This window comes from Enterobacter cloacae complex sp. 277I4, assembly GCF_050031465.1.
Lineage (GTDB): Bacteria > Pseudomonadota > Gammaproteobacteria > Enterobacterales > Enterobacteriaceae > Enterobacter > Enterobacter cloacae.
Map to the genome: position 1 here is coordinate 140,714 of NZ_JBLGWC010000001.1, position 12,267 is coordinate 152,980.

Below are 12,267 nucleotides of genomic sequence, written 5' to 3' on the forward strand. Positions count from 1 at the left end.
GATGAAAGCGTTATCCAAACTGAAAGCGGAAGAAGGGATTTGGATGACCGACGTGCCGGAGCCGGAAGTCGGTCATAACGATCTGCTGATCAAAATTCGTAAAACCGCCATTTGCGGCACTGACGTTCATATCTACAACTGGGATCAGTGGTCGCAAAAAACCATTCCGGTACCCATGGTTGTCGGCCACGAATACGTTGGTGAAGTGGTTGGGATTGGTCAGGAAGTGAAAGGTTTTAACATTGGCGACCGCGTCTCCGGTGAAGGACACATCACCTGCGGCCACTGCCGTAACTGCCGCGGTGGGCGTACGCACCTGTGCCGTAATACTATTGGCGTGGGCGTGAACCGTCCGGGCTGCTTTGCCGAGTACCTGGTGATCCCGGCCTTTAACGCGTTCAAAATTCCGGACAACATTTCTGACGATCTGGCCTCCATCTTTGACCCGTTCGGCAACGCGGTACATACGGCGCTCTCTTTCGACCTGGTGGGTGAAGACGTGCTGGTCTCCGGCGCGGGCCCTATCGGGATAATGGCCGCAGCGGTGGCGAAGCACGTGGGTGCGCGTAATGTAGTGATTACCGACGTGAACGAATACCGTCTGTCGCTGGCCCGCAAGATGGGCGTCACCCGTGCGGTGGATGTCTCTAAAGAGAGCCTGGCCGATGTGATGGAAGAGCTGGGCATGACCGAAGGGTTTGATGTGGGTCTGGAGATGTCCGGCGCACCACCGGCGTTCCGTACCATGCTGGATACCATGAACCACGGCGGTCGTATTGCGATGCTGGGTATTCCGCCGTCGGATATGTCTATCGACTGGAATAAAGTTATCTTCAAAGGGCTGTTCATTAAAGGCATCTATGGCCGTGAAATGTTCGAAACCTGGTATAAGATGGCGGCATTAATTCAGTCTGGCCTGGATCTGTCCCCGATTATTACACATCGTTTCTCCGTTGATGATTTCCAGAAAGGCTTTGACGCGATGCGTTCGGGCCAGTCCGGGAAAGTTATTTTGAGCTGGGATTAAACCTGCCAGCTGGCACCCGTATAAACGGGTGCCAGTGCTAATTATGGTAGTTTGACTTTTCGGAATTTTCTTGTTACTTTTCAATAAAATACCAATCTTTCTTCTCCACGCGTTTATTAATAATAATTACGTCAGGAAGACACTGTCAGGCTTGTCAAAACATTATGTCCACGCACCTTTCGCTGAAGCTGGTTGATACAACTTCACGGTTTACCTCTTTTTTAAATCTGGCGATTTCTCTTTTAATACTTATGGCTGTAAATATTTTACATGCCCGCTATAATTTGGTAATTAACAGATCGTTTGTTTTTTTATTGATGTTGTTGATGCTCAAGTGCATAGATAATAAATTAATACGCAATGTACTGGCGATTGTACTTCTCATTCCAGTTGCGGCAGATATTTCTCTCCAGCTATATGCATGGAGAAATTTCGATTCTGCGTTTAGTTATGGGTTTGCAATGAGCATAATCCACACCACACCGGATGAAGCAAGTTCAATGCTCAGCGTGTACTGGCGTGAATGTATTATTTTTATCACACTCTCTGCTTTTTTTATTTATACCGCAAATACGGGTGCATGGCCCGTTGCACCGCGATTTCGTCGCTGGCCTGCCATTGTGCTTGGCGTGACGTTGTTGGCTTTCTATGGCCAGGCACTACAGCACCAGCTCAGGAAAAGCAGCGTCGAAAGTCTGGCGCAGCGCGTGGTTCAGGCGACACCAGTCAGTACGGCAAAAGTTTTTATGCAGGCTTTTGAAGATAACGCGGTCATTGCCAATATCGGTAACAACATTCCTGATTACAAACTCACGCTTTCGGATACCGGTATTGAGAACTACGTACTGGTTATCGGTGAGTCTGAGCGAGCGGCGAATATGGGCATCTATGGTTATCAACGAGATACTACACCAGAGCTGGAAAAGCAGAAATCGCAGCTCTTGCTGTTCCGTAATGCTGTAGCGCCAGCGCCGGTTACGATTATGGCCGTACCGTTGGCCATGACCGCTGGTAAAGTGAATATTCGCGATCCGAAAAAATATGGTGATAATATTATTAATATTGCCAATAAAGCAGGCTATGAAACTTATTGGTTTAGTCATCAGGGTAAAGGCGGGGCGCATAACAACGTCATCACCGGGATTGCCATGAATACGAAAAAGCATGAATGGCTCGAAGGCGGTTACGATGAAGATCTTCTACCTCTGCTGCAGAATGCATTAAAAACCCCGGGTAAAAAAGTGATCGTCTTGCATTTATACGGCAGCCATGAACCATCCTGTACGCGCTTTCCGGCAAACCAGGCGGTGTTACATGGTAGTAATGAGGCGGATGACTGTTATGACAACTCGGTACGGTATACAGACACATTGATGGGCAAGATGTTTAGCATGCTGGCCAACTCGCGTTCTTCGGTTATGTATTTTTCCGATCATGGTTTGATTCGTGATCCGCAACGCGCTGTCGTTTATTCTCACGGAAACGTGAACCCTCCACGAGAGGCTCTGCACATCCCTATGTTTATCTGGTATGGGCAACAGGTTGATAAAGCCAGGCAATACACAGGAGACTATTACACCGTCTGGTCTGCTGATGATGTGAACACGCTTGCTGAATTGTGGTTGGGGATCCATCGTCAGGGTCAACCTGTCCAGTCGGTACACTCATGGCTTGCCGGTTACGATAAGAATGTCTCAGTACTGGATACCACAGGTAAGACCTATTACTGGAGCAATATACGTTAGCCTGGACGTGTGATATCTACTGCACATCAAGGTGACGTAAAATAATAAAAGGGGCCTGAGGCCCCTTTTATTTACTGGTTCTTTTTCTCTTCGTCAGTCAAATACCGCACTTTGCGGGTATAATCTTGACCTTTGAACAGTAATTTATTATCTGCTGACTTTATATATTTCTGCCATTCGGAGAGAGGGAAACCGCCATGAGCGCCAATCACCTCTTTTGGAATTACGGCTTCCTGTCCGCCAATTTTTTTGGAAACAGGCCAGTTTACCCAGTCCCCCAGGTTGACGGTTTTTAAATCCAGCATGTCCAGTAGGGCAGTGAGCGGCAACTGGTCAGTTGGGGGCTGACTGTCGTCCATGAGTTCCCAGGTATCCTGAAATAGCGCCAGCCACAATGGGCAAATACGACGCCAGGTCTTTTTGGTAGCCGCAAGGAAGGCACTGTTAACATGGTCAACCAGATACGGCCGTACCATATCTTTATAATACGCTGGCACTTTTTCAACCGGTGCACCGTCCAGTTTGGCAATCATTTTCCCCTGGCGGAAGCTTGAGTAAAGGTGCATATCCGCGATTTTAATCTCTGGCATTTTTAGCAGATTGAGGTCGGAATCGATCATCAATACACCTTCACCGCGCGCCTGTAGCGGGGCGTTAAGTTTTATCAGGCGGCTGAGGTAGATCTGCTTATAACGATAATTTTCCTCACGGACCGGAAGGCTAAGCGTCACTATGCGGGTTTTAGGCGGCAATGTACCAAAGGCTGACTCTGGCTGATCGCTGACGATGACTATTTCGCTAATCCCGGTGGCATAGCGCTCCGCGAAAGTGGCAGAGAGTAATGCTTCTTCGACGAAATCTGCACCGGTACAGGGAATGACAATTGAATCAACCGTAGGCAGTTCGCCCGTCAGGTGAAGAGAGCTGTAAGGAATATTGTGCCGCCCGGTGATATGACGATAGCGAGCGTTAAGAAATTTAAACATATTTATCTCGTTAGTTTATTGCGCGCCAAGCACGGCTTCGACACCGCTGACATACTTTTCAATGGCATAGTTACGACAAACATTTTGCCTGGCTGCTGCAGCCAGTCGAGCCCGCAGGTTAGCATCCGTCCAGATACTATCCAGATGTTGCGCTAGTTGTGAAACATCGCTCCAGGGGAAAAGCAACCCGGTAGAGGCATGGTCAATGAGTTCACCTGTGCCGGTCACCTGGGATCCAATAACGGGGATATTAAGTAGCATCGCTTCCAGCACTACGCGAGGAAGGCCTTCACTTTTAGAGGCGAGGATAAATGCGTCAAACGTGGCGAGGTAATCAAAAGGGGTATTCTGAAAACCAGTGAAGATCACGTGACTTGCAATACCCAGATTTTGGGCCTGTGCTGCTAACGCATCACGCTCAGGGCCTTCACCGACCAGCACCATTTTCCACTTCGCCTCAGGATGCTTCAGACTGAACTGCGCCAGTGCTTCAAGCGTATGATGGTTAGCTTTACGTGGGATCAATGAGCCAATGCTGCCAAACACAAAGGTCTCGTCATCTATGCCCAGTCGCTGACGCATTGCGCGGCGATCCGGTAAAGGCTGGTAGATGTCGATGGCATTGTTAACGGTCGTACACAGATCGGGTCGGATACCATGCTGCAGCAGCACCTGTTCAACGCCATGCGAGACCGCGATGATCTTTGTGGCATGCGCATTGACCAGTTTCACCAGTGGTGGGGACAGAACAGGTTCAATACGGCAGTGCTGAATTAATCGCGCCTGTAGTTTCGCCGCCGCGAGATAACCTTCCTCGTTCGAGCCAGGTTGGTTATTCATATAGAGCGTATCGAAACCACCATGCGAGAAAAGCGTTTCGATTTTGCTGACATTGGGCCTGATACGCCACAGAGTATCGACGTGTCGTGTAAACGCTTTACGGGCATTGCGCGAGAAAAACAGCAGACCACGTCCTGCTTCTTTCAACAATTTTGCCCATGCCGGTTGCTTATGTTGAGGAATGACGATCAGCGGGATCCCAATGCTGTTTAGCACCTGGCCTATGGTTTGACCACCAGCACGACTATAATCGTTGTAAAAACAACAAGTAATGTCGAATTTGTCGCGATCAATTCGCTTCAGAAGCTCAAGCATACTGTTGGTGCCTCCCCCCCATTCTTTGCCTGTGTCCAGGAGGAGGATTTTACGTTTTTGCGGCATGTCTGAATCCATGTGCTACCCTTGATCTGACCGCATTATAAAGAATCTGCTGAAATAAAATAGATTTTTCTATTGTGATAGTTTTTTCTGTAAGATAAATTTTCAAACACGATTATTTTAAAAGTGTGATTTAAGACTTTAATCGTCTCTTCTCATTTAGATAGTATTAATGAAAAAATTTATGCTGTTATTGAGTGAGTGGAAAAATGTTTAAAATAACGGTCTGCTTATTAACTTTCAACTCAGAAAGGTTGTTACGTGACGTAATTCCGCCTCTTTTAAAAATAGCGGATGAAATCGTCATTGTTGATTCCGGAAGCACAGATAATACACTACATATTTGCCAGAGTTATGGTTTGTCGCCGGTCTACAAAAAATATGGCTGGCATGGCGAGCAGATGAACCATGCCGTGTCATTAGCGAGTCATGACTGGGTCCTGTGCATCGACAGTGATGAAATTCTCGATTCAGACACTGTTGATGCTATTTTAAAATTAAAAAGGGGTGACGAACCCGATCCTGAAATGGCATGGCGGATATGTCGTCACTGGTATGTTTTGGGCGAAAAAGTCCGAACATTATATCCTGTCTCTTCTCCTGATTTCCCGGTACGACTTTTTAACCGTAAGCAGGCACGATTTAATAACAGACCCGTAGACGATAAGGTAGAAGGTTTTCGCCACTCTGAACGCATTCCCGGTTACGTCAGACATGATACATTTCACACATTGCATGAACTTTTTAGCAAATTGAATGGTTATACAACCCGCCTGGTTCAATATCAAACGATACGCCCCTCTATCGGTCGAGGTGTGATCAGCGCCATCGGCGCCTTTTTCAAATGGTATCTGTTCAGTGGTGCCTGGCGTCAGGGAAGAGTGGGGGCAGCAACAGGCTTGTATGCCACGGCCTACAGTTTTTTGAAGTATTTCAAAGCCTGGTATCAATATCAGGAAAGAAAAGAGCCCGTTACAAAAGAGCAAACGGACTCTCACATTACAGAATAAGCGTTAGCCGATCAGGCTTTCTTACCCCAGCCTTGCCACTGATGTTGAAAATATTGCACCAGCGTACTCTGACTCATGCTTTCACCAATCACAGAGAAGAACCGGGTCGCATAAACCGGTTCAGGGGCTTGTTTCGGCACACAGCGTTTTACGCCGCGGAACGGGTTACGCGGCGTTGATAACCCTGGTTTCCCCTGGTTCGGCGTCGACGTATCAACCTGTGGTTCGTTCAGGAGATCGCTCGGGCGGACCAGCGTGATATCCGAAGGCAAGGTCGGCAGCATTTGCTGCAGGACGCGAACGGTCGACGGATGCGGGTGGCCGATGGCAATCGCGGAGCCATTGCGGCGGGCCAGCTGCACAGCGCGATTAAACTGCACGCGAATGTCCGCTTCGTTCTGCGTATCGTCAAGGAACACCTTGCGCTTAATCACCTTCACCCCCGTTCCCTGCGCGGCACGCATCGCCTGACTGTTGCCGATGGTCATGCTGTCGAGGAAGTAGAGGTTGTAACGCTCCAGCGCCTGCATCACTTTGAGCATCCCGTACAGGCTGGATGTCATCGCGCTGCCCATATGGTTGTTTAACCCCACGGCATACGGCACTTTGTTGTAAGCGTCGCGGATAATGCGATCGATCTCATCGCTGCTCATCTCAGGGCGCAGAGTATCTTTTTCCAGCGGTTGTTTGCTGATGGGGGCCATCGGCAGATGGATCAATACCTGGTGGCCGCTGTTGTGGGCCTTGGTCGCCATCTCACGCGCGTGTGGCGCATTCGGGAGGACGGCGACAGAAATGGCTGCCGGCATCGCCAGCACCTGATTTTCATAGTGCGGACGATAACCGAAGTCATCAATCACAATGGCGAGTTTACCGGCGTATACCGGTGCGACCAGCGCCAGTGCGCTGGCGACGGAGAGAACAATTCGACGAAATTGAAGCAAAACTTATCTTCCCAACCACGGCTGTGGATTGACCGCCTGACCCTGGCGACGAATTTCGAAATAGAGTGACGGGCGGCCCTGACCGCCACTGCTGCCCACAAGGGCGATGGGTTGACCCGCGCGCACCTGAGTGCCAACGCTGACCAGTGCGCTCTGGTTGTAACCGTAGAGGCTCATGTCGCCTTTACCGTGCTCAACCACTACCACAAGCCCGTAACCCTGCAGCCAGTCGGCCAGGATCACGCGGCCATCGGCGATGGCTTTCACTTCGCTACCTTCAGACGCACCGATAACTATCCCTTTCCAACGTAGTTCACCCTGCAGCTGTTCGCCATAACGATGCAGAATTGTACCGCGAACGGGCCAGTAAGCCTGACCGCGAGGGGAGCCCAGGCCACCGGTTCGTGACATCAATGAGCGTTCGCTTTCGCTTGGTTTATAGGTCGTGCCTTTACGGGAGGCTTCCTGCTGCTTATCGCGAACGGCCTGCGCCTCGCGAGCCTCTTTTTCAGCGCGGGCTTTTGCCGCGGCCTCCGCTCGGGCGATGCTGTTACGCAGCTTCGATTCGTTGGCGCGCATTTCGCTCAACTGGCTCTGACCAGCCTGAATGGAGGATTCAAGCCCGGAAAGGGTTTTCTTACGTTCGTTGCGAGCCTGCTCGAGCTTTGCCTGCTGGGCCTGCTGTTCGTAGAGCAGCGTCTGCTGCTGGCTCTGCTTCTCTTCCAGCTCGGCTTTTTGCGTGGTGACCTCTTCGCGCGTCTGTTTTAGCTGCGCGATAGTCTCCTGACGCGCCTGGTTCAGATAGCCGAAATAGGCCTGCAGGCGCTGACCGCGCTGGCTCTCTTCACCGCTGAGGATCAGCTGAAGGCCGGTGTGTTCACCCTGGCGGAATGCGGCGTCAAGTTGCGCCGCAAGATTACGTTCCTGCGCATCGCGCTGACGTTCCAGCTTGGCAATCGACGCGTTCATCTCGTCGATCTGTTTATTCAACTGGGAGAGGGTGTTTTGTGTTTCGCGGAGCTTACGTGCGGCGGCGGAGATCGCCTCTTCCTGCTGCTTAAGCTGAGCAAGCAGCGACGCGCGTTGCTGTTGCTGCTGACGTACCGCACGCTCTTTGGCGGCGATATCGGCCTGAATGGATTTCAGCTGGTCGCGATCATCCGCGTGGGCGGATGCGGCGCACAGCAATACGCCAGCGCTGAGTGCGCTGGCGTAAAACAGAGGTCTGATTGATAACCTAAGCGGTTTCACGACCCATGTGATTGAAAAAATCGCCTTTCCCCTCATGGGGAGCGATTATTCCACGATGAACAGCGGCTTACCAGTCATCTCTTCAGGGATCGGCATACCCATCAGCGACAACATGGTTGGCGCGATGTCAGAAAGCTTGCCGCCTTCCACTGCTTTCAGTGCTTTATCACCTACATAAATCAGCGGAACCGGCAGGTTGGTGTGGGCCGTATGCGCCTGTCCGGTTGCCGGGTCGCGCATCTGCTCTGCGTTACCGTGGTCAGCGGTAATCAGCAGCTGGCCGCCAACGGATTCAACCGCTTTGGCAACCTGCTCAACGCAGTGATCCAGCGCTTCAACCGCTTTAATAGCCGCTTCCATCACCCCGGTATGACCCACCATGTCACCGTTCGGATAGTTACAGATGATGGTGTCGTATTTACCGCTAACGATCGCCGCAACCAGTTTTTCGGTCAATTCCGCAGAGCTCATCTCTGGCTGCAGGTCATAGGTAGCGACTTTTGGTGAATTAATCAGAATGCGATCTTCGCCTTTGAACGGCTCTTCTACACCGCCGTTAAAGAAGAAGGTGACGTGGGCATATTTCTCGGTTTCGGAGATACGCAACTGCGTCTTATCGTTTTTCGCCATCCACTCACCGAAGGTATTGGCCAGTGAAGCCGGTGGGTAAGCGCATGGGGCGTTGATGTCTGCGGCGTACTCGGTCAACTGGATGAAGTTGATGTTCACCGCTTTCTTACGGGCGAAACCGTCGAAATCGCTGTTAACGAATGCGCGGGTGATTTCACGCGCACGGTCAGCACGGAAGTTCATGAAGATCAGCGCGTCGCCATCTTCCATGGCGGCATCAGCCTGGCCTTCTGCGCGAATGACGGTCGCTTTAACGAATTCGTCGTTTTCATCGCGCGCGTACGCGGCTTCAAGGCCCTCAACGGCAGTCGCAAACTGGAACTCGCCTTTTGCCAGCGTCATCAGGTCATAGGCCTGTTCCACACGATCCCAGCGATTATCGCGATCCATGGCGTAGTAGCGGCCAATAATAGATGCCACGCGGCCTTTGCCCAGTGCGGCAAATTTCTCTTCGAAGGCTTCCAGCGAACCTTTAGCGCTACGCGGTGGCGTATCGCGGCCATCCAGGAACGCGTGCAGGTAGATTTTTTCCGCACCGCGCTCAGCGGCCAGTTCAACCATCGCCATAATATGATCTTCATGGCTATGAACGCCGCCGGCAGACAGCAGACCCATGATATGCACGGCTTTGCCTGCGGCAACGGCTTTATCCACCGCACCACACAGCACAGGGTTGGCGAAGAAGGTGCGTTCTTTGATTTCAACATCCAGACGCGTCAGATCCTGATAGACGATACGCCCGGCGCCCAGGTTGACGTGACCGACTTCAGAGTTACCCATCTGACGGTCCGGCAGACCCACTTCCAGGCCGGATGCGTCAATCAGAGTGTGGGGACGTTTCGCCCACAGCGCATCCATGACCGGGGTTTTAGCGTTGAAAATGGCGTTATCCTGTTGATCTTCACGGTAGCCATAGCCATCCAGAATCACCAGTACCATAGGTTTTTTAGAAACCGACATTGCGACAACCTCATGCTCAAGAGTCAAAAATTTGCGTAATTTTACTACAGCTGAATCGTTCAAATAGCCGCAGAAGATCAAAGAAAGGGCAGGGACAAGATGCTTCTCCGACCATTTTGAGGCATTTTTTTAGGTGGCATGCCGCAGAAAATGGATTAGCTTAGGGTCGCTGGCTGTATTTGCCACAACGCACAGGTATACTCCTGTCCTGGTTTTTTTAATCACTAAGTCGGGAGTAGTTACCCTCCATGCAAGAAATTATGCAATTCGTTAGCCGCCATCCGGTTCTGAGCATCGCGTGGATTGGCCTGCTGGCCGCTGTGCTGTTCACCACATTTAAGGGCCTGACGTCTAAGATTAAGGTTATCACCCGTGGTGAAGCGACGCGTCTGATTAACAAAGAAGATGCCGTCGTGGTCGATCTGCGTCAGCGTGACGATTTCCGCAAAGGGCACATTGCAGGCGCTATCAACCTGCTGCCAGCTGAAATCAAAGCCAACAACGTGGGCGAGCTTGAGAAGCATAAAGCCCAGCCGATTATCGTTGTTGACGGTACCGGCATGCAGGCGCAGGAATCTGCTAGCCTGCTACATAAAGCAGGCTTCGAAAACGTCTCTGTACTGAAAGAAGGCATTTCCGGCTGGAGCGGAGAAAACCTTCCTTTGGTGCGCGGTAAATAAGGAGTTCAGTGATGGCCAATATCGAGATCTACACCAAAGCGACCTGCCCGTTCTGTCACCGTGCGAAAGCGCTGCTGAACAGCAAAGGCGTAACGTTCCAGGAACTGCCGATCGATGGTGACGCGATAAAACGCGAAGAGATGATTCAACGTAGTGGTCGCACGACGGTTCCGCAGATTTTTATTGATGCGCAGCACATTGGCGGCTGTGATGACTTGTATGCGCTCGACGCCCGTGGTGGACTCGATCCCCTGCTGAGCTAAGAGACTTTAGGACAATTTAAAAAGGGTTTTTCCATGTCAGAACAAAACAACACCGAAATGACTTTCCAGATCCAGCGTATCTACACCAAGGATGTCTCTTTCGAAGCGCCAAATGCGCCACATGTTTTCCAGAAAGATTGGCAGCCAGAGGTTAAACTTGATCTGGATACCGCATCAACCCAACTGGCTGATGACGTGTATGAAGTCGTACTGCGTGTGACCGTGACCGCCTCTCTGGGCGAAGAAACTGCATTCCTGTGTGAAGTACAGCAGGGCGGTATCTTCTCCATCGGCGGTATTGAAGGCAACCAGATGGCGCATTGCCTGGGTGCATACTGCCCGAACATCCTGTTCCCGTATGCGCGTGAATGCATCACCAGCCTGGTTTCTCGCGGTACATTCCCGCAACTGAACCTTGCGCCAGTTAACTTTGATGCGCTGTTCATGAACTATCTGCAGCAGCAGGCTGGCGAAGGTGCTGAACAACATCAGGATGCCTGATGAGCACTGTTAATGCGTCAATGACTGTGATCGGTGCCGGCTCTTACGGCACCGCTCTTGCCATCACGCTGGCAAGAAATGGTCACGAGGTGGTCCTGTGGGGCCACGACCCAAAACATATCGCAACGCTGCAGCACGACCGCTGTAACGTGGCGTTCCTTCCTGACGTTCCGTTCCCTGACTCCTTGCACCTGGAAAGCGACCTTGCGACCGCGCTGGCAGCCAGCCGCAATATTTTGATTGTGGTGCCGAGCCATGTGTTTGGCGACGTGCTACAGCAGATCAAGCCGCTGATGCGCCCGGATGCACGCATTGTGTGGGCAACGAAGGGGCTGGAAGCCGAAACCGGTCGTCTGTTGCAGGACGTTGCCCGCGAAGTGCTGGGTACCGAGATCCCGCTGGCGGTTATCTCCGGCCCAACGTTTGCCAAAGAGCTGGCCGCAGGCCTGCCAACGGCAATCTCGCTGGCCTCTACGGATCCTGTTTTTGCGGACGATCTTCAGCACCTGCTGCACTGCGGCAAGAGTTTCCGCGTCTACAGCAACCCCGATTTTATCGGCGTGCAGCTGGGCGGTGCGGTGAAGAACGTCATCGCCATTGGCGCCGGGATGTCCGACGGCATTGGCTTTGGTGCCAATGCACGTACTGCGCTGATCACCCGTGGGTTAACCGAGATGTCCCGTCTCGGGGCGGCACTGGGTGCCGATCCGGCCACCTTTATGGGGATGGCGGGTTTAGGCGATCTGGTGCTGACCTGTACCGACAACCAGTCGCGTAACCGCCGCTTTGGCATGATGCTCGGTCAGGGCATGGATGTAAAAGGCGCGCAGGAGAAGATTGGTCAGGTGGTTGAAGGCTACCGCAATACCAAAGAAGTCCGCGAATTGGCGCACCGTTTTGGTGTCGAAATGCCAATAACCGAGGAAATTTATCAGGTATTGTATTGCGGAAAAAATGCGCGCGAGGCAGCATTGACCTTATTAGGTCGTGCGCGCAAGGACGAGCGCAGCAGTAACTAGTCGGAACCATTGTCACCTGAATGACCCAGCCAG

General features: G+C 51.7%; 12 protein-coding genes. 7 read left to right on the top strand and 5 right to left on the bottom strand.

Translation table 11 applies throughout. The features are described 5' to 3' along the window. The first annotated feature begins 1 nt into the window (after nucleotide 1). Together tdh and ACQG19_RS00705 are read left to right on the top strand one after the other, a co-directional pair. Nucleotides 2-1,027, top strand: a complete 1,026-nt coding sequence (tdh, locus tag ACQG19_RS00700; RefSeq protein ID WP_029881902.1) for an L-threonine 3-dehydrogenase — start codon at nucleotides 2-4, stop codon at nucleotides 1,025-1,027. 164 nt (nucleotides 1,028-1,191) lie between these two features. Continuing rightward, nucleotides 1,192-2,772 (top strand): phosphoethanolamine transferase, encoded by a 1,581-nt coding sequence (locus tag ACQG19_RS00705; RefSeq protein WP_246932259.1) that lies wholly within the window; start codon nucleotides 1,192-1,194, stop codon nucleotides 2,770-2,772. A gap of 71 nt (nucleotides 2,773-2,843) precedes the next feature. Here the strand turns inward: ACQG19_RS00705 and ACQG19_RS00710 are convergent, their stop codons facing one another. Beyond that, nucleotides 2,844-3,758: a hypothetical protein gene (locus tag ACQG19_RS00710; protein WP_102752290.1), complete on the bottom strand. Its 915-nt coding sequence runs from the start codon at nucleotides 3,756-3,758 to the stop codon at nucleotides 2,844-2,846. 15 nt (nucleotides 3,759-3,773) lie between these two features. Further along, nucleotides 3,774-4,979 (bottom strand): glycosyltransferase, encoded by a 1,206-nt coding sequence (locus ACQG19_RS00715; protein WP_246932299.1) that lies wholly within the window; start codon nucleotides 4,977-4,979, stop codon nucleotides 3,774-3,776. A 206-nt stretch (nucleotides 4,980-5,185) separates the two neighbouring features. Here ACQG19_RS00715 and ACQG19_RS00720 point away from each other — a divergent pair, with 206 nt between their 5' ends. Continuing rightward, a complete protein-coding gene (locus tag ACQG19_RS00720) occupies nucleotides 5,186-5,986 on the top strand; it encodes a glycosyltransferase family 2 protein (RefSeq protein ID WP_246932258.1) in 801 nt (266 codons plus the stop codon). An 11-nt stretch (nucleotides 5,987-5,997) separates the two neighbouring features. On the opposite strand, the gene ACQG19_RS00725 is transcribed toward ACQG19_RS00720, so the two are convergent. Genes ACQG19_RS00725 through gpmM form a run of 3 tightly spaced genes read right to left on the bottom strand, consistent with a single transcriptional unit; the run spans nucleotide 5,998 to nucleotide 9,771 of the window. Next, nucleotides 5,998-6,930, bottom strand: coding sequence for a divergent polysaccharide deacetylase family protein (locus ACQG19_RS00725; RefSeq protein WP_246932257.1), 933 nt, complete (start codon nucleotides 6,928-6,930; stop codon nucleotides 5,998-6,000). Between the two features lie 3 nt (nucleotides 6,931-6,933). Beyond that, nucleotides 6,934-8,193, bottom strand: a complete 1,260-nt coding sequence (gene envC / locus ACQG19_RS00730; RefSeq protein ID WP_246932297.1) for a murein hydrolase activator EnvC — start codon at nucleotides 8,191-8,193, stop codon at nucleotides 6,934-6,936. A gap of 33 nt (nucleotides 8,194-8,226) precedes the next feature. Next, entirely contained in the window at nucleotides 8,227-9,771 is a 1,545-nt protein-coding gene (gene gpmM, locus ACQG19_RS00735; RefSeq protein ID WP_058650592.1) for a 2,3-bisphosphoglycerate-independent phosphoglycerate mutase, read from the bottom strand. A gap of 248 nt (nucleotides 9,772-10,019) precedes the next feature. On the opposite strand from gpmM, the gene ACQG19_RS00740 reads away from it, so the two are divergent. Genes ACQG19_RS00740 through gpsA form a run of 4 tightly spaced genes read left to right on the top strand, consistent with a single transcriptional unit; the run spans nucleotide 10,020 to nucleotide 12,234 of the window. Next, nucleotides 10,020-10,451 (top strand): rhodanese-like domain-containing protein, encoded by a 432-nt coding sequence (locus tag ACQG19_RS00740; protein WP_013094920.1) that lies wholly within the window; start codon nucleotides 10,020-10,022, stop codon nucleotides 10,449-10,451. 11 nt (nucleotides 10,452-10,462) lie between these two features. Further along, nucleotides 10,463-10,714, top strand: coding sequence for a glutaredoxin 3 (gene grxC / locus ACQG19_RS00745; RefSeq protein ID WP_010426371.1), 252 nt, complete (start codon nucleotides 10,463-10,465; stop codon nucleotides 10,712-10,714). A gap of 33 nt (nucleotides 10,715-10,747) precedes the next feature. Continuing rightward, complete coding sequence (secB, locus tag ACQG19_RS00750) at nucleotides 10,748-11,215, top strand: protein-export chaperone SecB (protein WP_003860835.1); 468 nt, start codon at nucleotides 10,748-10,750, stop codon at nucleotides 11,213-11,215. Next, complete coding sequence (gpsA, locus tag ACQG19_RS00755; protein ID WP_020686508.1) at nucleotides 11,215-12,234, top strand: NAD(P)H-dependent glycerol-3-phosphate dehydrogenase; 1,020 nt, start codon at nucleotides 11,215-11,217, stop codon at nucleotides 12,232-12,234. The genes secB and gpsA overlap by 1 nt, the downstream gene beginning before the upstream one ends. The last annotated feature ends 33 nt before the right edge of the window (nucleotides 12,235-12,267 follow it).